The sequence below is a fragment of the Acidihalobacter aeolianus genome, assembly GCF_001753165.1.
In the GTDB taxonomy this organism is placed as follows: domain Bacteria; phylum Pseudomonadota; class Gammaproteobacteria; order DSM-5130; family Acidihalobacteraceae; genus Acidihalobacter; species Acidihalobacter aeolianus.
On sequence record NZ_CP017448.1, the window covers coordinates 183,990 to 207,744 of the forward strand.

22 protein-coding genes are annotated in these 23,755 nt (G+C 64.1%); 15 read left to right on the forward strand and 7 right to left on the reverse strand.

Going from position 1 to position 23,755, the window contains the following annotated elements; translation table 11 throughout:
- Window positions 1-207 precede the first annotated feature (207 nt).
- Window positions 208-1,083: a glutathione-dependent disulfide-bond oxidoreductase gene (gene yghU, locus BJI67_RS00900; protein WP_070071412.1), complete on the forward strand. Its 876-nt coding sequence runs from the start codon at window positions 208-210 to the stop codon at window positions 1,081-1,083.
- 23 nt (window positions 1,084-1,106) lie between these two features.
- Here yghU and BJI67_RS00905 read toward each other — a convergent pair whose 3' ends face one another.
- Both BJI67_RS00905 and BJI67_RS00910 read right to left on the reverse strand, forming a co-directional pair.
- Window positions 1,107-3,230 carry a putative bifunctional diguanylate cyclase/phosphodiesterase gene (locus BJI67_RS00905; RefSeq protein ID WP_070071413.1) on the reverse strand — a complete coding sequence of 708 codons (2,124 nt, stop codon included), beginning with the start codon at window positions 3,228-3,230 and terminating at the stop codon, window positions 1,107-1,109.
- A gap of 279 nt (window positions 3,231-3,509) precedes the next feature.
- The gene (locus tag BJI67_RS00910; RefSeq protein WP_070071414.1) at window positions 3,510-4,034 is read right to left on the reverse strand and encodes a PDC sensor domain-containing protein; all 525 of its coding nucleotides are present in this window, start codon (window positions 4,032-4,034) and stop codon (window positions 3,510-3,512) included.
- Between the two features lie 361 nt (window positions 4,035-4,395).
- On the opposite strand from BJI67_RS00910, the gene BJI67_RS00915 reads away from it, so the two are divergent.
- Window positions 4,396-5,265, forward strand: coding sequence for an AraC family transcriptional regulator (locus BJI67_RS00915; RefSeq protein WP_070071415.1), 870 nt, complete (start codon window positions 4,396-4,398; stop codon window positions 5,263-5,265).
- 69 nt (window positions 5,266-5,334) lie between these two features.
- Here BJI67_RS00915 and BJI67_RS00920 read toward each other — a convergent pair whose 3' ends face one another.
- Window positions 5,335-6,210 carry a pirin family protein gene (locus BJI67_RS00920; protein WP_070071416.1) on the reverse strand — a complete coding sequence of 292 codons (876 nt, stop codon included), beginning with the start codon at window positions 6,208-6,210 and terminating at the stop codon, window positions 5,335-5,337.
- Between the two features lie 139 nt (window positions 6,211-6,349).
- On the opposite strand from BJI67_RS00920, the gene BJI67_RS00925 reads away from it, so the two are divergent.
- The 10 genes from BJI67_RS00925 (at window position 6,350) to BJI67_RS00965 (ending at window position 15,278) form a co-directional block, all read left to right on the forward strand.
- The gene (locus BJI67_RS00925) at window positions 6,350-7,279 is read left to right on the forward strand and encodes a LysR substrate-binding domain-containing protein (RefSeq protein ID WP_070071417.1); all 930 of its coding nucleotides are present in this window, start codon (window positions 6,350-6,352) and stop codon (window positions 7,277-7,279) included.
- Between the two features lie 135 nt (window positions 7,280-7,414).
- Window positions 7,415-8,929 (forward strand): YdgA family protein, encoded by a 1,515-nt coding sequence (locus BJI67_RS00930; protein ID WP_070071418.1) that lies wholly within the window; start codon window positions 7,415-7,417, stop codon window positions 8,927-8,929.
- 78 nt (window positions 8,930-9,007) lie between these two features.
- Window positions 9,008-9,925, forward strand: a complete 918-nt coding sequence (locus BJI67_RS00935; RefSeq protein WP_070071419.1) for a DMT family transporter — start codon at window positions 9,008-9,010, stop codon at window positions 9,923-9,925.
- Window positions 9,926-10,055: 130 nt separating this feature from the next.
- Window positions 10,056-10,418, forward strand: a complete 363-nt coding sequence (locus BJI67_RS00940) for a hypothetical protein (RefSeq protein ID WP_070071420.1) — start codon at window positions 10,056-10,058, stop codon at window positions 10,416-10,418.
- On the forward strand, window positions 10,415-11,074 hold the full coding sequence (locus BJI67_RS00945; protein WP_070071421.1) for a glutathione S-transferase family protein: 660 nt from the start codon (window positions 10,415-10,417) through the stop codon (window positions 11,072-11,074). The genes BJI67_RS00940 and BJI67_RS00945 overlap by 4 nt, the downstream gene beginning before the upstream one ends.
- On the forward strand, window positions 11,061-11,573 hold the full coding sequence (locus BJI67_RS00950; RefSeq protein ID WP_070071422.1) for a hypothetical protein: 513 nt from the start codon (window positions 11,061-11,063) through the stop codon (window positions 11,571-11,573). The genes BJI67_RS00945 and BJI67_RS00950 overlap by 14 nt, the downstream gene beginning before the upstream one ends.
- A 107-nt stretch (window positions 11,574-11,680) precedes the next feature.
- The gene (locus BJI67_RS16535; protein WP_083250512.1) at window positions 11,681-11,887 is read left to right on the forward strand and encodes a DUF3079 domain-containing protein; all 207 of its coding nucleotides are present in this window, start codon (window positions 11,681-11,683) and stop codon (window positions 11,885-11,887) included.
- Between the two features lie 215 nt (window positions 11,888-12,102).
- A complete protein-coding gene (locus tag BJI67_RS00955) occupies window positions 12,103-12,870 on the forward strand; it encodes a sulfite exporter TauE/SafE family protein (protein ID WP_070073863.1) in 768 nt (255 codons plus the stop codon).
- Between the two features lie 80 nt (window positions 12,871-12,950).
- Window positions 12,951-13,316, forward strand: coding sequence for a hypothetical protein (locus BJI67_RS00960; RefSeq protein WP_070071423.1), 366 nt, complete (start codon window positions 12,951-12,953; stop codon window positions 13,314-13,316).
- Between the two features lie 66 nt (window positions 13,317-13,382).
- Window positions 13,383-15,278, forward strand: coding sequence for a pyruvate kinase (locus BJI67_RS00965; RefSeq protein ID WP_070071424.1), 1,896 nt, complete (start codon window positions 13,383-13,385; stop codon window positions 15,276-15,278).
- A 49-nt stretch (window positions 15,279-15,327) separates the two neighbouring features.
- Here the strand turns inward: BJI67_RS00965 and BJI67_RS00970 are convergent, their stop codons facing one another.
- Window positions 15,328-18,447: a putative bifunctional diguanylate cyclase/phosphodiesterase gene (locus BJI67_RS00970; RefSeq protein ID WP_083250513.1), complete on the reverse strand. Its 3,120-nt coding sequence runs from the start codon at window positions 18,445-18,447 to the stop codon at window positions 15,328-15,330.
- Window positions 18,448-18,640: 193 nt separating this feature from the next.
- Here BJI67_RS00970 and BJI67_RS00975 point away from each other — a divergent pair, with 193 nt between their 5' ends.
- Complete coding sequence (locus tag BJI67_RS00975; protein WP_269449632.1) at window positions 18,641-19,132, forward strand: gamma-glutamylcyclotransferase family protein; 492 nt, start codon at window positions 18,641-18,643, stop codon at window positions 19,130-19,132.
- A 5-nt stretch (window positions 19,133-19,137) separates the two neighbouring features.
- On the opposite strand, the gene BJI67_RS00980 is transcribed toward BJI67_RS00975, so the two are convergent.
- A complete protein-coding gene (locus BJI67_RS00980) occupies window positions 19,138-19,311 on the reverse strand; it encodes a PCP reductase family protein (RefSeq protein ID WP_070071427.1) in 174 nt (57 codons plus the stop codon).
- Between the two features lie 451 nt (window positions 19,312-19,762).
- On the opposite strand from BJI67_RS00980, the gene BJI67_RS00985 reads away from it, so the two are divergent.
- Window positions 19,763-20,440, forward strand: a complete 678-nt coding sequence (locus BJI67_RS00985; protein ID WP_070071428.1) for a response regulator transcription factor — start codon at window positions 19,763-19,765, stop codon at window positions 20,438-20,440.
- Window positions 20,441-20,443: 3 nt separating this feature from the next.
- Window positions 20,444-21,820, forward strand: coding sequence for a sensor histidine kinase (locus BJI67_RS00990; RefSeq protein ID WP_070071429.1), 1,377 nt, complete (start codon window positions 20,444-20,446; stop codon window positions 21,818-21,820).
- A gap of 19 nt (window positions 21,821-21,839) precedes the next feature.
- On the opposite strand, the gene BJI67_RS00995 is transcribed toward BJI67_RS00990, so the two are convergent.
- Window positions 21,840-22,745, reverse strand: coding sequence for a DMT family transporter (locus BJI67_RS00995; RefSeq protein ID WP_070071430.1), 906 nt, complete (start codon window positions 22,743-22,745; stop codon window positions 21,840-21,842).
- 25 nt (window positions 22,746-22,770) lie between these two features.
- Window positions 22,771-23,538 (reverse strand): SDR family oxidoreductase, encoded by a 768-nt coding sequence (locus BJI67_RS01000; protein ID WP_070071431.1) that lies wholly within the window; start codon window positions 23,536-23,538, stop codon window positions 22,771-22,773.
- Window positions 23,539-23,755: the final 217 nt, after the last annotated feature.

Genomic DNA, 23,755 nt, shown 5'->3' on the forward strand with positions numbered 1-23,755 from the left:
GTTCGGCTGGGGGTGTGCACTGAGCCCCAAACCGGTGGCAACTGCCCATTCGCGCGTCGGCCACATCGGTGCGGTACCTTACAAACGGTGCGTTCCGATGGCTATGGAACCCCCGAGAGAGACACCCGGTCGTAATTAGGCATTGTGACGTAACTCGGGACGAAGCCCGGGAAGCGTCCACCCCGAACCACGCAATCAGGAGTAGATATGACCGATCCTGCCGGCTATACCCCTCCGAAGGTCTGGACCTGGGAACGCGAGAACGGCGGTCAATTCGCCAGAATCAACCGGCCGATCGCCGGGGCGACGCACGAGAAGGTTCTGCCGGTCGGCAAGCATCCGCTGCAGCTTTATTCGCTGGGCACGCCCAATGGCATCAAGGTCACCATCATGCTGGAGGAGCTGCTGGCGCTCGGGCATGCGGGGGCGGAGTACGATGCCTGGCTGATCAACATCCTCGAAGGCGAGCAGTTTTCCAGCGGCTTCGTCGAGGTGAATCCCAACTCGAAGATTCCGGCGATGCTGGATCGCAGCACGGAGCCGCCGACGCGCGTGTTCGAGTCGGGCTCGATCCTGCTGTATCTGGCGGAGAAATTCGGCGCCTTTCTGCCGACCGAACATCACAAGCGTACCGAGGCGCTGAACTGGCTATTCTGGCACATGGGCGCCACGGCCGACCTGGGCGGCGGTTTCGGCCACTTCTACGCCTATGCGCCGGAGAAGTGGCAGTACCCCATCGACCGCTACGCGATGGAGGTCAAGCGTCAGCTCGACGTGCTCGACCGCAACCTGGCCGAGCGCGAATTCATTGCCGGCGACGAGTACACCATCGCCGACATGGGCATCTACCCGTGGTACGGCGAGCTGGCGCTGGGCCAGCTGTACGACGCGGGGGAATTTCTCTCGGTGCACGAATATCGCAACGTGGTGCGCTGGGCGGAGTCGATCCATGCACGCGAGGCGGTGCGCCGCGGGCGCATGGTCAACCGCATGCGCGGCGAACCCTCGGAACAACTCCGCGAGCGCCACGACGCCAGCGATTTCGAGCTGCGGACCGAGGACAAGCTGCAGGGCGGTGAGTGAGCGGCCGCGCTTGGAAGCGATGGCTACAGTGAGTTAGCCAGGAATCTATCCAGCGCTTCCGGGCCCAGTGGCCGACTGAAAAGGTATCCCTGGAATTCGTCGCAGCCGACCTGTCTGAGCATTTCTTGTTGCGATTCGGTTTCGACACCCTCTGCGACGACGCTGAGGTTCAGCGCCTTGGCGAGGCCGACGATGCATTTGATGATCACCAGGGCGTCATGGGTGTGGCCGAGCTCGCGCACAAAGGTCTGGTCGATCTTGAGCGCATCGACGGGGAATTGGCGTAGGTAGTTCAGGGACGAATAGCCGGTGCCGAAATCATCGATCGAAAGCTGCATACCCAGATTCTTGAGCGCCCCAAGCTGTGCCAGTGTGGCATTGCCGTTTTCCACAAGCCCGGATTCCGTGAGCTCGATTTCAATCCACTCCGGGCGTGCGCCGGTTTCCTGAAGCAAACGGCGCATGCGTTCCGCATAATCGATGGAGCGTAATTCGCAGCTTGAGGCGTTGATCGAGATGACGAAGTTGTCGCTCACGCGTTCTCGCATGGCGAGCCGATGCTGCATCGCGGTGCGTGTCACCCACTCCCCAACGGGGACGATCAGGCCGGTTTCTTCGAGCACGTCGATAAATTCACTGGGCGGCACGCGACCGTGTTCCGGACGGTCCCAGCGCAGCAAGGCCTCGGCGCTGGTCACTTCACCCGTTTCGACATCCACGCGAGGTTGGTATTCGAGAAAGAATTCCTCGCGCTCGATGGCCATACGCAAGGCCGCTTCCAGGGAGAATCGGGCCTGGGCAGCGGTATCTTCGCCGACGGAATAAACCGCGGTGCGCCGCGCCGGCGCAGACTGGGTCTGCATGTGTGCCGCAAACAAGGCATGCTGGATGAGGTCCTCGACCTTGCGGGAGTGGTCAGGGTAAAGCGCGATGCCGATCCGTACGTCCAGTTCGGTAAATTCGTTTTCCAGAGGGACCGGTCTGGCCAGATTGTTGCGTATCGTTTGTGCGAGTTCGTGGAGCTCGCCGGGTGAATTTGCGATCCCGATGATGATGGCGAAATCGTTGTTGCCGATCCGTGCAATATGGTCTGCGAGTCCATCCGTCGGAATGCCAGCCATGCTGAGCGAGGCAAGGCGTGCGGATACCTCTATGAGTATCTTGTCTCCCGCGGCACGGCCTCTGCGGTCGCTGATCGACGGATAGTTGGCGATGCTGATGGCCACAATGGCGCCCTGTTTTCCCAGATCCTCACTGCGCCGAAGTTCCTGACGTGCCCGATCCTCGAACAGGGTGCGGTTAGGGAGCCGGGTCAGTGTGTCCCAGTTCGCCAGGAAACTGATCTGCTGGTCCTTTTCGATGTTTTCGAGGACCAGCGAGCAGTCGGCTGCCAGTTCGTCGAGCAGGGTCAGCTCCTGGTCGTCAAAGTAGTCGTGTTCGTGGGCGTACAAGGCAATCGCGCCGATACATGAGCCACGCACCTTGAGCGGAAAGGCAGCGGCCGAATGGATGTCGGCTGCAAGCAGGCCTTCGCGCCAGGGCTGCAGGCGTGGATCGTGATCGACGTCGTTGGACACCTGATGTTCGCCGGTGCGGATGGCATTGCCGACAAGTCCTCGGCCCTCGGTGTCGTCGGGATCGAAGCTGACCCGGATCGAACGCACGAATGCTTCGGCCTCACCTTCATGCGCCTTGAGTCGGACGACATTGCTGGACGGCTCGATCATGCCGACCCATGCGAAGCGCAGCTGTCCCTGCTCAATCACGATACGGCAGGCTTCATGTAGCAGATCTTCACGGTCGCGGATGCGGATGATGGCGCCGTTGATGGCGCTGAGTAAGCGGTAGATGCGGTTGAGCCTGGCGATGCGTTGCTGCTGTCTTGCTTGGTCGTGCGTGCGTTTCTCCAGCGCAGTGGCCATGCCGTCGAAGGTCTGGCCGAGGAATGCGATTTCGCTGGGACCACGCCTGATTCCGCTCCGCACGCTGTAATCGCCGGAGGCAATCCGTGAGGCGCTGTTCGCCAATCGTCGAACGGGGCGCAGGATGAGCAGATCGCCGCCATACCACGCAAGCAGCAGGGTTATGAGCGCAAAAATGACCAGTGCGGCGATGTTCCAGTAAAGAGCGTGTTGCAGGGTGAGCATCTGAGTTGCCATCGGGATAGCGACGATGACGTGCAGTCCGTGTTCATCAACGCGCGTGTCCAAAGGACTCGACGTGACCGCCCAGTCATGTCCCCTGAGGTGGGTGCGGCCTACCCATGAAGTGGTTTGGAGATGTGTGCGGATGTGCCTAAGCAGCGTCTGCTCCGCATCCGCGGCATCCTGGGTTTGCGGGTAACTGGCGAGAATGTGCCCGGCTGCATTGACCAGGGTAAGGAATGCGCCATGGGGCAGGTGATCATGCGCTGCGTCGGCTACGAACTAGGCTGTGGGCATGACGGCGAACAGTATGTGAGACACAGAACCGCTCGCCCCCATGACGGGATAGGTTTCGATCAGAGAAGGTCTGCCCCGCGAAGATCGGGCGGCACGGTCATTTAGCGTGAATTGCCAGTCTGCACTTACGAGTCTTGCCAGCGGCGTTTCGGCCGCGCCGACCGTGCGCCGGTGCACGGGTAGGGCGCTGCATAGCAACCTGCCGTTGGGATTGGTGATACCGATATTGGCGAGGCGAGGTTCCTGATCCACAAAGTGACGCAGGTAGCGATCGCAGTGATGCGGCGAACTGGGCAGTTGGCGTAATCCGGCTAACAGGATCAGGGCCGTGCGCGCCTCTTCGATGGTCTTGAGTTGATTGAGGGCCTCGGTCTGACTGAGTGTGAGCGCATAGCGTTCGGCTTCGTTACGTACCGCGCTGCGCTCGATCCGGGTGCTGACGAGCATCAGCCCGAAGGCAGGTAGTAGGGCGAGACCCATGAGGGTCAGCAGGCGACCGCGTAAGCCCATTACCGACTCCCGGATGATGTGGCGGATTCAGTGCCCTGCTGGGCGAATCGCCATGGGAGGGGCGCAAACGGACCAATGTTGGGCATATCTGCCATGTGTGCTGCCTCATGGGTCAATCATGGGTACTCAGCCACCGAGTGATGGGTGTAAACCCGGATTATTTTTTGTGCCTTTGGGTAAAGCGACCGCATGGGAAAATAATAGTTCATAAGTATGACTTTTCCTGGCATCCGTGGATTCTAGAATCCTGTTCGGCGGACTTTAGCCGGCTGTGGTGGTGAATCCGTGGCATACAGCAAGCAGGGTCAAGCCGTGGGCGGCGAACGTTGGCATAGTAGCGCCAGAATCGAGGGGGCAGGACGTGAACGATGCCAAACCAGCGGCGTACGCCGAACGTTTAGGGCGGGTGTTCGATTACATCGCCGAGCATCTGGCAGAGGAGCTGTCGGTGGAACGCCTGAGCCGGGTGGCGAATTTCTCGAAGTTTCATTTCCACCGGCAGTTTTCGCTGTACGCCGGCATCAGCGTCGCGCGCTACATCCAGTTGATGCGGTTGAGGCAGGCCTCTTACCGCCTGGCGTTCGGTGCGGATTCGCGCATTACCGACATCGCCCTTGATGCGGGTTTCGAGAATCCGGAGTCGTTCTGCCGTGCGTTCAAGCAGGCCTTCGGCCAGACGCCCTCGCAATTCAGGAAGAGCCCGGCCTGGCAGCCGTGGAACGAGCGTTACCGTTTGCCGATCAGACAGAGGACACAGACCATGGACGTGAATATCGTCGAGTTCCCACAAACCCTGCTGGCCACCGTGGAGCATCGCGGCCACCCCGACAGCGTCAACGACGCCGCGATGCGACTCATCGAGTGGCGTAAGACGAGTGGGCTGTCGCCGGTCGGGAGCAGCGGGACCTTCGGCATCGCCTACGATGATCCCCACACGACGCCGCCCGAGGATTTCCGCTTCGACGTATGCGGTTCGGTGGCGCAACCCATTCCCGAGGACAATCCGCAGGACGTGGTGAACCGGGAGATTCCGGGCGGGCGCTGTGCCGTGGTGCGCCATCACGGTTCGCACCAGGGGATCGGGGAGGTCGCCTACTACCTCTATCGCGACTGGCTGCCGGCAAGCGGTGAGGAACTGCGCGATTTCCCGTTGTTCTTCCGCTACCGCAATCTGCTGCCGGAGACGCCGGAGCACGCACTGGTCACGGACGTGTATCTGCCGCTGAAGTGAGCGGCGTTCGGGGAGCCTGCGAAAGCAGTGCGGAAAGGTGTGGCGCCCCTGGGGGCGCCGCGGAACGGCTCAGCCCATCGCGCCGAAACGGCCGCGGTTGAAGTCGTCGATGGCGTGCATGATCTCCTCGCGCGAGTTCATCACGAAGGGTCCGTAACCCACCACCGGCTCGTCGATCGGCTCGCCGGCGAGCAGCAGCAGCTTGGCCTCGTCGTCGGCAGAGATATCGAGGCCGCTGCCGGCCGTGGACAGGGTCGCCATCTCGGCGTGGCGCAACACTTTGTCGCCGTTGATGCGTACCGTGCCGGCCATCACTACCACGATCACGCTCCAGCCCTCCGGCTGCGGCAGTTCGGCCGTGGCGCCGGCTTGCAGGCGCACGTCCCACACGTTCATCGCCGTGTAGGTCACGGCCGGACCGCGCTGGCCGGAGAATTCGCCGGCGATGACGCGGACGAGTCCGGCATCGTCGGGCAATGGCACCGCGGGGATCTGGGCGGCGGTGATGCCCTGGTAATGCGCCGGAGTCATCTTGTCCTTGGCCGGCAGGTTGACCCATAGCTGCGCGACCTCGAAACGTCCGCCGGTCCGGCTGTACGCCGCGGAGTGGAATTCCTCGTGCAGGATGCCGCCGCCGGCGGTCATCCACTGCACGTCGCCGGGGCCGATGATGCCGCCGGCGCCGGTCGAATCGCGGTGCTCCACCTCGCCGTCGTAGACGATGGTCACGGTCTCGAAGCCGCGGTGTGGGTGTTCGCCCACGCCGCGCCGACCGCCCGGGTTGGGGCTGAATTCATAGGGAGCTGCGTAGTCGAGCATCAGGAACGGGCTGCGTCGGGACACTTCGGGGCCGTTGTAGCCGAACATGCCGTGTACCGGAAAGCCGTCGCCAACCCAGTGGCGGTCGGGTGCGCTGCTGGTGTCGAGAATGGTTTTCGTGCTCATGGCGAAGCTCCTGGCTAAGTGCTGGGAGCCGAGTGGCTCCAATGCAATGCATAATGAAGCCGGGACGATGCCAAGAAAAGTTGGCAAAATCGGGTTTCATCGTTCCATTGGCGGGACAATGAGGCGAGGTGCATATCGCATGAAGGATCTCAATGATCTGGCCTATTTCGCCGCCGTCGCCGAACACGGCGGCTTCGCCCCGGCTGGGCGCGCGCTGCGCGTGCCGAAGTCCAAGCTCAGCCGACGCGTCGCGCAGCTGGAGGAGCGCCTCGGCGTGCGCCTGCTGCAGCGCACCACGCGGCGCTTCGCCCTCACCGAGGTCGGTGCCGCGTATCTGCGCCATTGTCGCGCCATGTTGGCCGAGGCCGAGCAGGCCGAGGCGGTGATCGCGGAGCAGACCTCGGAGCCGAGTGGCTGCGTGCGTCTCAGTTGCCCGCCGACCCTGCTGCACTCGGCAGTGGGGGACATGCTGACTCGGTTCCTGAATGCCTGGCCCAAGGTGTCGCTGCACGTGCAGGCCAGCAACCGCAGCGTCGACGTCTGGCAGGACGGGGTGGATTTTGCGCTACGGGTGCGTAGCGCCGAGGCCGAGTTGCCCGGTGATGAGGTGATCAGGCCACTGGCCGTCAGCCCTCACGTCCTTGTCTGTGCGCCCGCGTTGCTGACCAATGCGCCGCCACCGGCCGTGCCGCGAGACCTGGCACGCCTGCCTTCGCTTGGTCTCGGCAATGCGCCGGAACAGAATGTCTGGACGCTGCTCGGACCGGATGGCGAGCGGGAGGAGGTGGCGCACCGACCGCGCCTGGTGGTAGACGATATGAACGCGCTGCTCAATGCGGCGGTCAGTGGCGTGGGCTGCGCGGAACTGCCCTTGCTTACGGTACATGAGGCACTGCAACGGGGTGAATTGCAGCGACTGCTACCCGGTTGGACCTCGCCAGAAGGGCATATCCATGCCGCCTACGCCAGTCGCCGGGGCATGCGACCCGCGGTGCGCAAGGTATTGGACGCTCTGGTGGAGGGTTTCGCACGTCTTGCCGACGAGGGGCGTTGCTTGTCTGCGCCATGAAGTGTGGACACGCTCAAGCTGTATGTGGGGTTTTCATTGCCGCGATAAGGTCACACAATGCAGTGAAAATGGAACCGACGTGGTTTTGTTGTAAGGATTTAGAACTATAAATCACGACAGATCTGGAGCTTTCGCATGAAGAAAGCCTTTGCAACGCTGGTTGTGCTTGTCGCACTCATTGCGGCTGCCGCAGGCCTGGGCCCGCTCTACACCAGCCGGCTGGTCGATCGCCAGCTCACGACCCTGGTTGCGCAAATCGACCATGAGGGTGTGTTCGCCGCAAGCTATGCGCCAGGGGCGAAAGGTTGGTTCTCGCAGCAGGACACGATTACGCTCACCCCGGTCGACAAGCGTCTGACCCAGCTGGAGCAGGGCCGGCAGCAACCAATCGTGTTGCATTTGCATGTCGCCTACGGGCCTTTGCCGTTCGCCGCCTGGAGACGCGATGGTGTCAGCCTGATGCCGGTTGGTGCCGTTGTGGATACCCGGGTTGCCGGGCTTGACCGGCTGCTGAGTCAGGCGGGTAGCAGCTATCAGGTACGCGATGTAGTGACATTGACCGGTGGTAATACCTTCACGCTACGGGTGAGCCCCGGTCACATGACCGACCAGCAGGGTGCCGTGCTGAACTGGGCCGGTTCCGAGCTTATTCTTAACGCGACAGGGAGTCGTCTGAACGGACACGGGCGCAGCGGCGTGATTACGGTTTCCGCTGCAGGGGCGTCGCAGGCGAAGATCGTTATCGATCCGGTGGCGGTGGACATCCCGCATCTGCGCATGGTCAATGGGCAGGCCGTCGGCAAGGTCAGTGTGAGATGGGGCGGAATGCACGCCAATAACCTGCCAGAAAAGAACCGACCGCCCATGGATGTCGCGCTCGAAGGCATGGCCATGTCGCTCGATACCCACATGGTGCAGGGTATCGCTGCCGGCAAGGGCACCCTGACGTTGGCCGGATTGACCGTTCGTCCTGCTGCCGCGGACGCTGGGCCTGCCTTCTCGCTGCACCGGCTTTCGCTGAGTAGTTCGACCACCGACCCCAGCCAGGGCTATACGGATTCCAGTGTGGTGTGGAACGTGCAACGTATCGACGTGGGCGGGAGTGAATACAGCCCGGCGCTGCTGGCGGTGCGTCTGGACCATCTTTACGTGCCCGCGCTGATCGATGCGATGCGGACGTTGCGCGAGGCGCAACCGGCATTGCAGGCGCAAAACGGCGAACCGCCCAGGCTGGCGATGCAACGGCTGCTGGGGCTCATTACTCCCTCGGCGCAGTCGATGCTCGCGCACCGTCCGGTGCTCCATCTGGTCGGACTGCATCTGGGCACACCGCAGGGCGCGTTGGACGGTTCGGGCGATGCCGAGCTCGAACCCAGTGGTGGGGCGACTCCCTCGCTGACCACCTTGCCGGATGATTTGGTCGCGCATCTAACACTGAACTTGCCGACATCGCTGGCACGCGAGCTGGCCGCGATGATGTTGGCCCGTCAAGGCGTACCGGCAGACCAGCTCGCGCAAGATGCGCAGCAATATCTCGGCGCCCTTGCGGCTCAGGGGCTGCTGCGCAGCGAGAGCGCGGGGTATGCAGTCGACCTCGTCTACCGCCATGGACAGGTCACGGTGAACGGACGGCCGCTCGGGGCGCATTGAGCCGACCCTAGCAAGAAACGGAGTGCGTGGCGGGGGCCATGGGCGCAGAATACGCGCCTCACACACCGGCCCGCCCGCATGCCCCTCAACAGTCTGCTGCGCCTGCTGCTGCTTGCCGCCCTGTGGGGTGGGAGTTTTCTGTTCCTGCGAATTTCGGCGCCGGTGCTCGGCATCGTCACCACGGCCTTCGGCCGCGTGATGCTCGGCGCACTCGGGTTGCTGGTCTGGTTGGCGATCATGCGCGTGCCGCTGCGCTTCTCCGGCCGTTTCTGGGTGGTGGCGGCTATCGGTACGTTGACCTCGGGCCTGCCCTTCCTGCTCTACTCGGCCGCCGCGCAAGTCCTGCCCGCGGCGTACAGCTCGATACTCAATGCGATGACGCCGCTCATGGGCGTGCTTATCGGCGGTACCTTTTTCGGCGAGCAGGTGACGCCGAAAAAGGTGTTGGGCGTATTCATGGGGCTGGGCGGCGTGGTGGTGCTGAGCGAAACCGGACCGGTGGCGCTGAACGCGACCACGGCCCTGGCCGTGGCGGCGTGTCTGATGGCAACGGTGTGCTATGCCTTGTCGGGCTTCCTCACCAAGCGATTGATCTCGGACCACGGTACCATCGACAACCGCGCCGTGGCCTTCGGCAGCCAGGTCGGCGGCGTCATCGTACTGGCGCCCTTCATGCTGTGGCAGAGCTACGCCGCGCCGCTGGCGTGGTCGCAGGTCGGAGCCGAGGTCTGGGTGTCGATGCTGGGACTGGGCCTGCTATGCACCTCGTTCGCCTACATCCTGTTCTTCCGCTTGATTTCCGAGATTGGGGCGCTGAGTACGCTGACGGTGACCTTTCTCATTCCGCTGTTTGGCGTGTTGTGGGGCTGGCTGCTGCTGCACGAGCGGCTGTCGCTCGGCTACGCCCTCGGCGGGGGGTTGATCATGCTTGCGCTGCTGCTGGTGCTGCCGGTGTTCGGTCGGCTGGGCCGCTCGCTTGCGCCGCGACCTGACTGAAGCTGCGCCCTTGTCGCATTGCCGACAAATCCGCTTGTCGACGACGATTAAAATTCCTTGTAATTCAATGGTCACGCTACCGGCGCGGTACTTGCTTGGTTAGTCCGCGCACCCCAAGCTCGGACTGGTCATGCTGCAAAACCGGATCGCCCAGTGGGCGGCGCATACGCCGCTCAAGCCCATCGAGGTGGACTGCGTCACCGCGGTGATGCTCAAAATCCTCGATGGCAAATGCAAGATGGACCTACAGGAAAAGGCCGTCATGGCATGGCTCTACGAAGCCGTCCGTAGACAGTCCGGTGAGGTGCTCAACCCGGCCCTGCATACGCTGATCGCCAAGGCGCGCGATCGTCTGGATGAAACACTGCGAGAGACGATTTACGAGCAGCGGGTGCTGGCCGAAACGATGATCTCGCGACCGACGATGAAGGCCTTCAAGGCGATGCTGCGCGAGCGGGGTTTGTTCGAACTGGCGGCGGAGGCCGAGGCATGAATATGCGTTTCTACATGACGCCGGGCTCCTGCAGCACCGGCATCCACATCCTGTTGGAAGAGATCGGACTGGTGTTCGAGGCCTATACGGTTAACCTGCTTGCGGGTGACCAGCACGCTCCGGCTTACCGCGCACTGAATCCCAAGGGCACCATCCCTACCCTGGTGCGCACGGACGGTACGGCGCTGACCGATTTCCAGGCCATCGCCTGGTGGCTGGCGCGTAACCATCCTCGGCGCGGCTTGCTCCCGGATACGCCCGATGACGAAGCACGGGTGCTGGAGGTGATGAACTATGCCGTCGGCACCCTACATGCCCAGGGCTTCGCGCGCATTTTCACGGCCGATACCTTCGCGCCGGATGCGGCGGGTCAGGAGGAAGTGGCGGCTCGGGGCCGGCGGATCGTCGAACAGGGTTTTACCCTGATCGAGGCGCTCCTGGCCGGGCACGAATATGTGGTCGGGCGCTTCGGCATCGCAGATGCTGCGCTGTTCTACAACGAATTCTGGGCCGATCGCATCGGCATTCCCCTGCCATACCATTGCCGTGCGCACTATCAACGGCTGCTCGAGCGCCCTGCGGTCCGTCAGGTGCTGGTGGAGGAAGGGTATGGCTCAATCTATCGCGAACAGGAGCGGGTCGATGCAATTGCGTGATCTGTTCGGCGACGTCCCCGTCAGCGGCGAGGGCGTGGTTCCCATGGAACTACAGAAACTACTGCGCGAGCCGTTGGACGTGTATGCCGACCCGGCGCGCACCGAACGTCTGCTCCTCGCCGCGCGCGCTCAGTTTCCCGAGCGTCTGGAACTGGCCGTGGCGCTGTATAAGATGTACGCGTACTCGAACCGATTCGAGGCATCGCGCGCATTGATCGCGGAGGTGCTGGAGCGCTCTGCCGCGGAGGCCGGTTTTTCAGCCGATTGGCGCCAGCTCGGGCCTGACAGCGCTGCGTGGCATCCCGCACGGGGGGCGGTGCGCTGCTATCTCTACACCCTCAAGGCCCTCGGCTTCGTCAGCCTGCGCCAAGGCGAGGCCGAGGCTGCGCACGCCGTGTTGAGCCACCTGCGCACGCTCGATCCGCAGGATCAGGTCGGCGGCAACGTGGTCTACGAAATGGCGGTGCGCCTGCTCGACGACGAGGAAGACGCGGCCTGACGCCCCCGCGTACGCCGCCACAATTGATACCGGTCAATGCGCCCACCGTCCATTAGCCAGAAAATGCTCCTGGGTACAATTCGGCCTGTGCGGTAAGGGCGAAGACGGTGGCTAAAAAATTCCCAATGCACCCCAAATATCCCGAGCGCATCTGTTGGGGGTGCGACAAATACTGCCCCGCCGATTCCTTGTGCTGCGGCAACGGCACGGAGCGTACCCCGCATCCGGCAGAACTATTCGGCGACGACTGGTACGAGTGGGGACTTGCGGCGTGGGAGCCGGCATCCGCCGGCCAGACGCCAACGCCAGAATAGCCGACCGGTACCATCCACCAGCAGTCTGGATGGCGGCTTGCGCGCGCCGTTCCACAGGAGCGGCGCGCGTGTCTTGATGACGCCGGGACCCGGTTTTCGTGAGGCGGGCGAAGTCTGCCGCGCCCGCGCCTATCGTGTAGAATCCGCGGCTTCGTCGGCACCGGCATTCCCCTCATCCCCGCACGTCAAGGCCGAAGGAGTCGCGCTTGACCCTGATGCATTCCCATCTCGATGCGGCCGTGCTCACCGGTCATCCCGTCGTCTGGCTGTTCGCCGGCGCCATCGTGTTCGTTTCGGCCTACGTGCGCGCGACCATCGGCTTCGGTTCCGGCCTGATCATGGTCGGCCTGCTGACCTTCCTGTTCCCGATCAAGCTGGTGGTGCCTGTGGTCCTCCTGCTCGACATCCTGGGATCTGTGCTGCTCAGCGGCTACGACTTCAAGCAGGTGCGCTGGCGCGAACTGAGCTGGCTGTTTCCGGGTAGCGTGCTCGGGCTCACCATCGGCGCCTGGGTGCTGCGCAGCACGCCAGCGCAGCATCTGACCCTGTTTCTCGGCGTGTTCCTGCTCGCCTACGTCCTCTATGCGGTGTGGGTCAAGCCTGAGCGCCTGCCGCGCGTCGGCCGTGGCTGGGGGCTTCCGCTCGGCACCTTCGGCGGCGTCATTGGCAGCCTGTACGGCGGCGGCGGGCCGCCGTTGGTGGCGTACTTCCAGATGCGCAAGCTGGACAAACGGGCCTTTCGCGCCAGCTTTCAGGCCATCGCGCTGTTCGACAATGCGGTGCGCATGGGGCTGTACATCTATCTTGGTCTGCTGACGCTGCAGCTCGGTGCCGCCTTCGCGCTGCTGGCCCCGGCGATGGCACTGGGGCTGTGGTTCGGCAACCGCCTGCATCTACGCATCAGCGAACAGGCCTTTCTGCGCGGCACGTTGATCCTGTTGGCTGTCATTTCGGCGAAATACCTGCTGTCCGCCGCTGTCTAGAAGCTATCACCCCTGGATTGCCGGCAAATACACGCCGTGCGTCTCGCGGCTAACTAATCCATCCCAGAGGACGGATACCCATGGATATGACGCTGGAGCTGCTCAGCCCGATACAGTTTTTTTTGCGCCTGTTGCGACACCTCGGGCTGTCAATCATCTTGACGGTCTTTGCGCTTTCCGTGGGAGCGGTGGGCTATCATTTCACGGATTCGCTGAATTGGCTGGACAGTTTCTTCAACGCCAGCATGATCCTCACCGGGATGGGGCCCGTCGCCGAGATGCACACGGCGTCGGCGAAGATTTTCGCCATGTGTTATGCCCTGTTCAGCGGCATCTATTTCGTCTCGGTGTCGGCGATTCTCGTTTTTCCGGTGGCGCACCGGTTGCTCAAGCACGTCACCCTGCAGGCCATGCACCGGCAGAAAACGCCGCAGAACCCGGACTGAGGACATGCCGTACGCGGCCGTCGGGGTTTCACGAGAACTTCATCGTCGCGCGCTTAAGCTTGCCGCATGAGGGACATCAAGGATACCGGCACCACGGCGCTGACGCTGATTCTCGTTGCGGTCAGACGGCTGCGCGACGAGGTGCTCAAGGACGGCGAGCGTTATCTGCAGGGCCGCACGCATCCCACGCGGGACAAGGCGCGACGCAGTGCCGCCAATCTGGCGCACTATCTCGCCCTGCGTCGCCACGATCTGCGCGACCTGCAGGATCAGCTCGCCCTGCACGGTCTGTCCTCGCTCGGACGCAGCGAGGGGCACGTCCTGCATACGCTCAACGCCGTGTACGACGCGCTCACGCGGATGGCCGGCATCGTCGCTACCGAACCGCCGCCGTCCGCTGCGCCGGCCATCGCCCCCGCTGAGGCGCGCGGGCTGCTCGAACAGCGCACGCGGGCCCTGTTCGGCGAACACCCGGGGCGGCGGCACACGCGCATCATGGTGACCCTGCCCAGTGAAGCGGCGGACGATCGCGAACTGTGCGCACGCTTGATCGCCGACGGCATGGACAGTGCGCGCATCAACTGTGCGCACGATGACGCGGAAGCCTGGCAGCGCATGATCGACAACGTGCGCGCCGCGGCCCGCGCGGCGGGTCGCCCTTGCCCGATCCTGATGGACCTGGCGGGGCGCAAGCCACGCACGGGGCCGATCGCGCCGGCGCCGAGGGTGGCGCATCTGCGCCCGCCGCGCGATGCACTGGGGCGCCCGGTCGGTCCGCTCGAAGTCCTGTTGCTCGCCCCGGGTGCGCAACCGCCCGTTGGCACGCCGCGCGACCGCTTCAACCTGCCGGCCGAGCTGGCCGAGGCGTTGCAGATGGGCGACCGGCTCGGTTTCGACGACACCCGCGGGCGCAGCCGCGAGCTGCTGATCATCGCGCAGCCGAGCGAGGGCGCCTGGTTGGCGCATGCCTTCCAGGCGGCCTGGCTGACTCCGGAAACGCCCGTCTATCTGCTGCGGCGGACCAACAAGGGGGCATTGCGGGCACAGCCCGGCGAATATCGCCTGGGAGGTTTCGCGGTGCGCGAGCAGCGCATCCGCGTGCAGGCGGGCGACCTGCTGCTGCTGGCCTTCGGCGAGGCGTCCGGCGAGCCGGCGCGCTACGACGCCAACGGCCGCTGCCTGCGCCCGGCGCGTTTCCGCTGCGTGGAATGCGGCGGTCTGGAAAACGTGGCCGTCGGCGATCCGATCTGGATCGACGACGGGCGCATCGGAACCGAGGTGGTCGAACGCCGCGACGACGGCCTGCTGTTGCGCGCCACCCACGTGCGCGCCGGAGGCGTCACCTTGAAGTCGGACAAGGGACTGAATTTCCCTCTTTCGGCACTGCAACTGCCGACCCTCACCGACAAGGATCTGGCCGACCTCGACTTCGTCGCCGGCCATGCCGACATGGTCGGCCTGTCGTTCGTCGAGCGTGCGGAGGACCTGGAACGCCTGTTCGACGAGCTGCGCGCGCGTCACGCCGAGCACCTGCCGGTGATCGCCAAGATCGAGAACGCGCAGGGCGTGCATGCCCTGCCCGAGCTGCTGCTCGCCGCGTTGGGAAGGCATCCCTTCGGGCTGATGATCGCGCGCGGGGACCTCGCGGTGGAACTCGGTGGCGAGCGGTTGTCGGAAATCCAGGAAGAGATCCTGTGGCTGGCCGAGGCGGCGCACACGCCGGTCGTCTGGGCCACCCAGGTGCTGGAAACCCTGGCCAAGCAGGGGGCGGTGTCGCGCCCGGAATTGAGCGATGCGGTGCTCGGACAGCGCGCCGACTGCGTGATGCTCAACAAGGGGCCGTACATCGCCGACGCGCTGCACACGCTCAACGAGGTGCTGCGCAGGACCGAGTTGCGCTGGTGGAAGAACTCGCCGCGGCTGCGTGCCCTGGCGATCGCCGGACGCACCGGTCCAGAATGAGCCTGGGTTACGTTTGGATGGCGCCTGGCATCGCTTCGATCAGCCGAGTCTAGTCGGACCTACTTAGCCGACGGTCGACCTGCTCCACGGTGGCATCCAGCGCGTCTACGAAATTCCGCCAAGTCTCGTCTAGTTCGAGTAAACCATCCGTGGACCGGATTGGCGCTGTCAGCAAGGTGACAGCAGTTTGGTGCAGCCGATGGTGCGCCTGATTGAGCGGAGCGGTATCGAGCGCGGCAGCATGCGGGCTTGCCAACCATTCGGTCAGAGGACAAGGCATCAACCAGGCGGCATGCAGTTCGGCACTTTCCGTGTCTGGTGGGATATCGTCGCGCAACATGGTGCGCAGTCGGTACACCAGCTGATTGTGATGCGGTAGTGCCTGCAATAGGCTGAGCGTTTCCTGTGTCGGTCGCCAACGAGGAATTGTGGGTTGGCGTACGGTTGGCTCATAGCCTTGGAGCCACGCCAACCAGTCCTGTTCGGATAACGGTTTCGCGAACAGGTAGCCTTGCACCGCATGCCCTCCCAGCCTGCGCCATAAATCTGCCGTGCGCTGGTTCTCCACACCTTCGGCGACGACCGTGGCGCCGCGGATCTCGGCCAGCGTCAGCGCAGCGTAGCCCACCGCGAATGCCTCGGTGTCGCGTTCCAGGTTTTGCACGAACTGCAGGTCCAGCTTGATGACGTCCAGCGGTAACTCCCGCACGTACTGCAAAGAGGCGTAGCCGCTACCGAAATCGTCAAGTGCGACGCGGATGCCGCGGTTACGAACTTCCGAGAGGATACGTGCGCTCTTGTCGAGGTCGCTCAGAGCATTGGTTTCCGTCAGTTCAAGGGTTAAGTGGGATGCCGCCTCGGGGTAGCGTTCCAACACCTCGTCCAGATCGTCGAGAAAGCAGGAGTGCTGCAGATGTCGGGCACAGATGTTGACGCTCAAGCGGCCAAAATCGTGGCCGTCTGCATGCCAGCGCGTGATGTGGTGTGCAGTTGATTGAAGCAGGAATATGCCCAGCTGCCGGGCAAGCCCGACGTCGGCTTCCACCGTGGGAATGAATGCCTGCGGTGACCAAAGCCCCATGGACGGGTGCTGCCATCGGACCAGCGCCTCGGCACCGATAATTGAACCGTCGGACAGGTCGATCTGTGGCTGGAAGTGAAGAAATATCTCACTCCCGGAAATCGCTGTGGGCAACTGCTGATGGATCAGGTATTCGCGCTTGGCCAGACGGGCCATTTCTCGGCCGAACAGCCGCCAATGGTGGCGCCCTGCACCCTTGGCCGCGTAAAGCGCGGCGTCGGCATGGCGCAGCAGGTCTGCCGGCGAGCCCTCGTCCAGCGGGTAGAGGGTGAAGCCCAGACTGGCGTCCGACTGTAATTCGTGATCGAGTCCGGTAAGCATGAAAGGCTTGCGGACGGCGCTCAGTAGGCGGTTGGCAATGGTTTCGAGTTCTTCCGTGCCGGCGACGTTTTCCAGCAGAATGCCGAATTCGTCGCCACCCAGCCGAGCAACGGTATCGCCCTGGCGGACGGCTCCGACGAGTGTGTCAGCAAGATGCTTGAGCATCTGATCGCCAACCAGATGACCAAGGCTGTCGTTGACCTGTTTGAAGTAATCAAGGTCGAGGATGCCGATCGCCGTTAGCCGCTCGGCACGATCTCCCCGCGCAAGCGCCTGACCCAGGGCGTGCATGAAGTAGGCGCGGTTGGGTAGCCCGGTCAACGGGTCCTGCTGACTCAGGCGTGTGACTTCAGCGACTCGATCGAACTGATTGAGCCCGAGTTCGATGTTGCTTACGAGTTCTTCCATGAGCTGAATCAGCGCCGGGGTGAAGAAGTTGCGGACGCGCGCGTAGGCGATGAGCACACCACGCACTCCGCTGTTACTGGTGAACGGGACCGCGACCAAGCTACTCAGTGCATAACGTGTTGCGCGTTCCCGCCAGTTGGCAAAGCGGGCATCGTTCTGCAGGTCTGACAGTACGACGGTGGTGCGTTCGCGTAATGCTTGTCCCACGGGGCCATGGATAGACGGGCTGTCAGGGTGGAGATCGAGTTCCAGGTCATCAACGTAACCGCGAGCGGCACCGGATACCGCCCGCGCGCCGACTACACCGTCAAGCTCTGTTCCGATCCAAGCCAATGGAAGATGTGCGCCGTTGACCAAGTGCGTACAAACGGTGTTATAGAGCGCTGTCGGATCGGGGGTGGACACCAGTGCCTGGTTGATGTCCTTGAGCGTGCTGTAGTAGCGGCGCAGCTGCGCTTCGGTTTGTGCCAGTGCTGAAGAGCGTCGTGCATTCACGCCCAGCGCACCGGCCAGCAACATCAGCAGCACGAAACCCTCGCCTGCGCCCCCGTGCAGCAACCACTCATGCCAAACGGCCTTCTGGGAAACGCTGGCTTCAACCACGAAGGGGAAATCAGCGATTTGGCACCAGGCCATCATGCGGCCATGGGTCAATTCACTCCCCTGTTCCAGGTGGTCGGGCATTAGCCGCATGCCAGCGGGAAGGAGGGAGCCGGTAGTGTCGGGTTTCTGCCAGAGCAGCTTGAATACTGGGGATTCTCCTGCGATCTGAGTGCTGAAATCCCTGCGCGGATGGCGCATTGGCCAGGGCAGTAGAGCGACGATGTCGAGCATGCTGTCGCCTCCTGCGTCACGAATGCTCACGCACATGGGGAGCGCCTTGCGTTCCCCGCGGAAGACCTTGTCAGGTAACGGTCGAGGTGGCGTGATCATCAGGTTTTGACCTGCGTTGAAATGGCAGGTTTGCACAGCGAGTTTGCGGTAAACGGCTTTTCTGGCGAACAGTGCGGGCGAGGCGCCCAGCAGACGATGATCCTGTGCCTGGAAAATGAACAAGGGTAGTGGGGTGTTCGGATAGGCCGACTGGAAAAGCACGATGCGGGTGTCCAGCTGCGTCGCACGGGTGTCGTTGTCTAGCATGAGCAGATTGCCGAAGGCCTGTAGCGTAGAGGCCCAATGTTCCAATGAACGCATTTCTGCATCGGCGTACTGCTGGGCGCGGTTCGTGAGGTCCCGGGCTATGGTCTGCCGGGTGGCAAGCCATGAAAGCGCTCCATAGGCTACGATCACCGCCGCAAGCGCGATGATCAACGCGGTCATGCGGAGCGGGCGGGTGGAAGTTGAATTGCGGTTCGACATGGTCACCCCAACTGCTGCTCGTCCTTGCCGGTCGGACTGCTCGGGTGGCGTCCTGGAGCAAGCGATGACCGCGTCGGCTTATAGTTGCTTTATGGAAAAACCCAGATGGTGAGTGTATGAAATCGCCGCGGTTACGGGTAGCCGCTGAATGAGCCGAACTTGATCTTGAGAGGGGTGGTGTCTGGAAGAACTGATCTATTTCGCCTATGGCTCCAACATGTCCAGCGCGCGTTTGCGCGCGCGGGTGCAAACAGCGAGAAGTCTCGGCATGGGATCGCTGGCGGGGCATCGGTTGGAATTCCATTTGCACAGCCGCAACGACGGCTCGGCCAAATGCGACGCCTTCCATACGGGACGGTCCGAAGACGTTCTGCATGGGGTTTTGTTCGGCCTTTCGGCAGACGAGTTGTCGGTGTTGGATCGCTATGAAGGCCGGGGTCAGGCCTATGCGCGAGTCGAGGTGGAGATCATCCGTGCCGACGGCGTCCGCGTGCTGGCGCAGACCTATCGCGCATTGCACGTCGAACCCGGCTTGCTGCCCTACGACTGGTACAAGGCGCACGTGGTGAACGGCGCGCGCGAACACGGCCTTCCGCCCGACTATGTAGCCCAACTGGAGGCCGTCCCGGAAGTGGTCGACCGGGACGTCTTGCGGCGAGCGCGGGAGCTCGCTATCTACGCCTAGGGCGTTTAGCCCATCAGTTTCGATTTGTTGGTGTCGAGAAATTCGGCGGTCACCTTGACCTCACCCGCCTCCTTGGCGGCACGCTCGATCTTGGCCTTGGCCATGTTGCGTACGAACGAGGGGATTTTTTCCAGGCGTTGCAGCGCGTCCTCATCCCAGGGCAGCGTCTGTTCGCTCATCTGTCGGCTCCTTCAGCAGTAGAATCGATTGCGCCGTAGCGCGTCGGGTCAGACGCAATATTCGAGCCAACGGCCGGGCCGCATTGCGCCACGTCAGGCGAGGGCGCAGGCTGTCAGGAATGCGACGCTCGAGGGCTTTTGTGAGCTTGACGACAGTGTCGCGGGGAAAAAAAGAGCCCCCGTGCGGGGGCTGAAACAGGAGGAGAGCTAGGGGTCTCGCCTTGAGGTGTTCGCTTGAGCTGGCGCATGGCTGGCTGCTGGCCGGGCTTGCGTTCCCGGGAGAGCCGCTGCGGGATGTCGTCCCGCGATGGATGCAGTATCCGCGCGTGCCATGCAAAGGTGGTCGGCGAATGGGTAAAGCTATGTAAAGCGACCGTTTCCTTTGCTGCCGCAGGCCGCGCGCTGTGGCAGCATGCGGGCGAATTCATGGTACGGGTGGGCTACAACGACGATGAATCGGGTATTGCTGATCGACGACGACGAGGAGCTGTGCGAGATGCTGGCGGAGTATCTCGAGGCCGAAGGTTTCGAGGTGCTGGCCGCGCACAACGGCGAGGAGGGTGTGCAGCGGGCGCTGGCCGGCGATGCCGACGCGGCGGTGCTGGACATCATGATGCCCGGGCAGAGCGGTCTTGAGTCGCTGCGCCAGATACGCCAGCAGTCGCTGATGCCGGTGATCATGCTCACGGCCAAGGGCGACGACGTGGACCGTATCGTCGGGCTGGAGCTGGGTGCCGACGACTATCTGCCGAAACCCTGCAACCCGCGCGAACTGGTCGCCCGCTTGCGCGCGGTGCTGCGCCGCGCCTCGCCGGGGGCGACACGCGAGATGCTGCGCGTGGGCGACGTCACCATCCGCTCCGCCGAGCGCGTGGCCGAATGGGCCGGCGAGCGCATTGCGCTCACCAGCACGGAATTCAACCTGCTGGAGACCCTGGCCCGCCAGGCCGGACGGGTGGTCAGCAAGGAGGAGATTTCCGAGCGCGTGCTGGGCCATCCGCTGTCGCGCTACGACCGCAGCGTGGACGTGCACGTGAGCAATCTGCGACGCAAGCTCGGCCAGCTGCCTGACGGGCGTTCGCCGATCCAGACGGTGCGCGGCATCGGTTACCAGCTCGTGGCGGTGTAGTTCGTGGGGCGTCTGTTCTGGAAGATTTTCCTCGGTTTCTGGCTCGTGCAGATTGCCATCGGCGCCGCGGTCGGCGCCGCGGTGTATCTGCACAACCAGGCCCGCATGCGCGAGATCACCGATGTCGCCGGTGGGCCGCAGGTGGACTTCGCGGTGACCTCGGCGGCCACTGTGCTGCACTTGAGCGGCACTTCGGCGCTGCGCGAATTGTTCACCAGTTCGAGCTTCTGGCAGCACTTCCCGGTGCTGGTAGTCAACGACAAGGGTGAGGATATTTTCGGTCGCGCGGTGCCTGCGGGGGCGTTGAGCAAGGCCAAGGCCGCCCTTGCCGCGGGGGAGACCGGCCCGGGGCTGCGCTTGGTCTCCGCTCCGGACGGCAAGCGCTACCTCATGTTCATTCCCATCGAGCTGCGCGTGCATCCGAGCGCGGCCACGCGCGAGGTGCTGGTGCGCGACGAACTTTTCATCCGCCTGGGGGCTGCGGTTGCCGCCAGTCTGCTGTTCAGTCTCGGCCTCGCCTGGTACCTGACCCGGCCGGTGCGCCACCTGCAACGCGCCACGCGGGCCCTCGCCGCCGGTTCGCTGGATACCCGGGTGTTGCCACGCATGGGCACAAGGCGTGACGAGATCGCCGACCTCGGGCGCGACTTCGACCACATGGCTACCCGCCTGCAGGCCCTGGTGACGGCGCAGCAGCGCCTGCTGCACGACGTGTCGCACGAACTGCGCTCGCCGCTGGCGCGCCTCGGCGTCGCCGTGGCGCTGGCGCGCCAGCAGCCGGACAAGCTGGAGACGGCGCTGGCACGCATCGAGCGCGAGAGCGGCCGCCTCGACGAACTGGTCGGCGAACTGCTGACCCTGTCGCGCATGGACGCCGGCGTGGACATGGGGCCGGAGGAGGAGGTCGATCTAGAGGCATTGGTGCGCGAGGTCGTCGCCGACGCCAACTTCGAGGCCTCGGAAGGGCGCCAGGTGGTGCTCGAATGCGCCGGTGCGCCGCAGCTGCTGGGACGCGAGGAGCTGTTGCGCCGCGCGCTGGAGAACGTGGTACGCAACGCCCTGCGCTTCTCGCCGCCGAACGGGCGCGTGTCGGTGACCCTGGCGCGTGCCGGGAGCGAGGTCGTGGCTCGGATCTGCGACCGTGGGCCGGGCATGCCGGACGAGTTGCTTGCCAGCGTGTTCGAACCCTTTGTCCGTGGTTCGCAGGCGCCGACCGGCGCGCGCGCCGGCTACGGACTGGGGCTGGCGATTGCCAAGCACGCGATGGAGAAGCACAAGGGCAGCATCCTGGCGGAAAACCGGCCGGACGGCGGCCTGTGCGTCACCCTGCGCCTGCCGGCGCAGCCGCTCGCCTTGCCCGCCCCCGCCAAGCCGGCCTGACTGAGCGTTTCTGCGACCTTCAGGCGCGTCGCGCGAACGGCAGGCGCCCCGCGGCCACGAACAGGCCGGCCAGAATCAGCGCCAGTCCGCCGAGGTCGGCCGGGCTGATGCGTTCGCCGAGCAGGGTCGCCGACAGGATCAGCCCGAAGGCGGGCATCAGATGGATGAACACCCCGGCCCGCTCCGCGCCGACCATCCCCACTGCCTTGTTCCAGAACATGTAGGCGAGGATCGAGGCGAACACGGCAAGGTAGGCGACGCTGATCAGCAGGGTCCCGCTCGGGTGCACGGGGCGATGCTGCACGAAGGTCTCGAACAGGTAGAAGGGCAGCAGTACGGCGAGACCGACGAGCACCGTCGCCGCGAACAGTCCGCGCCCGCCGATGCCCTGCGGCAGCCGTCGCAGTAGCACCGAATACAGCGCCCAGCTGAACACTCCCGCAAGCACCCACAGGCTGCCCACATGCTGCAGCAGGCTGCCGAAGGCGGCCAGCCGCCCATGGCTGAGCACCAGCAGCACGCCGGCGGCGGAGATGATCACGCCCAGGGTCTGCCGCGGCAGCAGCGGGTTGCCGAGCAGTGGCGGTGCGAGCAGCAGGATGAACACGGGAATCGCCGAGATCAGCAGCAGCGCGTTGACCGCGGTGGTGGTCTGCACGCCGACGTAGATCAGGGTATTGAACGCGCCCACGCTGAGCAGGCCGAGTATCAGCATCAACCGAGGGTGGCGGCGCATCAGGGGCCATTGTGCGCGCAGTTCCGGCAGGCCCCAGGGCACCACGAACGCGGCCACCGCGAACCAGCGCCAGAAGGCCAGACCCACCGGCGGCACGCTGTTGTGCACGGCGCGGGCGAGCACGAAGTTGCCGGCCCAGAACAGCGCGGTGAGGGTCAGCAGGAGATAGGCCGCACGATGCGAGTTCATCCTTGAGTCATCCCGGTCGCGGCGGTCAGTCGCGGTAGATCATGCGGCGGGTCATGCCGCCGTCGACGACGAAATTCTGGCCGGTGATGAAACCGGCCTCGGCGGACAGCAGAAAGGCGGCGAGCGAGGCCACGTCGGCGGGTACGCCGACCCGCCCGGCCGGGTGCTGGGCATGATCTTCGGGGCTGAGCGCCGGTGTTTTCGCGCGCGAGGGCTTGCGCCAGTCGCGCACCTCGATCCAGCCCGGCGAGATGCAGTTGACGCGGATCTCGGGGCCGAGGCTGACGGCGAGTGCATGGGTCAGCGCGACCACGCCGCCCTTGGAGGCGGCGTAGGCATCGGTGTCCGGTTCGGACTGCAGCGCGCGGGTCGAGGCGATGTTGACCACCGCGCCGCGGGCGGTGCGCAGCGACGGCACGGCATGCTTGACGGTGAGGAAGTAGCCGGTCAGGTTGACCGCGATCCAGCGGTTCCAGGCGGCCAGTTCGAGATTTTCCACCGGGCCGCTTGCAGGGCCGGCGATGCCGGCGTTGTTGATCAGCGCATCGAGGCGGCCGTGCCGTCCGATCACCGCGGCGATGGCGCGCGCCACGGCTTCCTCGTCGGCGGTATCCGCCGGCTCGAATTCCAGGTCGAAGCGCGCGCAGGCCGCACCGGCTTCCGCATCGATGTCGAGCACGGCGACGCGATAGCCGTCGTCGTGCAGACGCCGGGCGATGCCGAGGCCGATACCCTGGGCGCCGCCGGTGACCAACGCTACGGGTGCGGGGTTTTCGTCAGTGGCGGGTTGCAAGCAGCCTCCGGGTACGGGTCGCAGCGGCGAGCCGGCATTATCGGGAAATCCGCGGGCTCTGTCAGGGTCGCTAGTGGGACTCGATGCATTCTTCGGGGTTCAGTCCGAAGTTTGCTCAGGGTCTACTAAACTCAGGTCGGGTGCACGTCGTGCGGGGCCGAAACCGGGGGGCGGGTCGCTGAGAAAGAGCCGACATAGATCGGTCTGGTTCAGGAGC

Coding starts and splice junctions, on each gene's coding strand:
- yghU (WP_070071412.1), top strand. CDS start 208: ATGACCGATCCTGCCGGCTATACCCCTCCGAAGGTCTGGACCTGGGAA.
- BJI67_RS00905 (WP_070071413.1), bottom strand. CDS start 3,230: ATGCTCACCCTGCAACACGCTCTTTACTGGAACATCGCCGCACTGGTC.
- BJI67_RS00910 (WP_070071414.1), bottom strand. CDS start 4,034: ATGGGCTTACGCGGTCGCCTGCTGACCCTCATGGGTCTCGCCCTACTA.
- BJI67_RS00920 (WP_070071416.1), bottom strand. CDS start 6,210: ATGAGCACGAAAACCATTCTCGACACCAGCAGCGCACCCGACCGCCAC.
- BJI67_RS00925 (WP_070071417.1), top strand. CDS start 6,350: ATGAAGGATCTCAATGATCTGGCCTATTTCGCCGCCGTCGCCGAACAC.
- BJI67_RS00930 (WP_070071418.1), top strand. CDS start 7,415: ATGAAGAAAGCCTTTGCAACGCTGGTTGTGCTTGTCGCACTCATTGCG.
- BJI67_RS00935 (WP_070071419.1), top strand. CDS start 9,008: ATGCCCCTCAACAGTCTGCTGCGCCTGCTGCTGCTTGCCGCCCTGTGG.
- BJI67_RS00940 (WP_070071420.1), top strand. CDS start 10,056: ATGCTGCAAAACCGGATCGCCCAGTGGGCGGCGCATACGCCGCTCAAG.
- BJI67_RS00945 (WP_070071421.1), top strand. CDS start 10,415: ATGAATATGCGTTTCTACATGACGCCGGGCTCCTGCAGCACCGGCATC.
- BJI67_RS00950 (WP_070071422.1), top strand. CDS start 11,061: ATGCAATTGCGTGATCTGTTCGGCGACGTCCCCGTCAGCGGCGAGGGC.
- BJI67_RS00955 (WP_070073863.1), top strand. CDS start 12,103: ATGCATTCCCATCTCGATGCGGCCGTGCTCACCGGTCATCCCGTCGTC.
- BJI67_RS00960 (WP_070071423.1), top strand. CDS start 12,951: ATGGATATGACGCTGGAGCTGCTCAGCCCGATACAGTTTTTTTTGCGC.
- BJI67_RS00965 (WP_070071424.1), top strand. CDS start 13,383: ATGAGGGACATCAAGGATACCGGCACCACGGCGCTGACGCTGATTCTC.
- BJI67_RS00970 (WP_083250513.1), bottom strand. CDS start 18,447: ATGTCGAACCGCAATTCAACTTCCACCCGCCCGCTCCGCATGACCGCG.
- BJI67_RS00980 (WP_070071427.1), bottom strand. CDS start 19,311: ATGAGCGAACAGACGCTGCCCTGGGATGAGGACGCGCTGCAACGCCTG.
- BJI67_RS00985 (WP_070071428.1), top strand. CDS start 19,763: ATGAATCGGGTATTGCTGATCGACGACGACGAGGAGCTGTGCGAGATG.
- BJI67_RS00995 (WP_070071430.1), bottom strand. CDS start 22,745: ATGAACTCGCATCGTGCGGCCTATCTCCTGCTGACCCTCACCGCGCTG.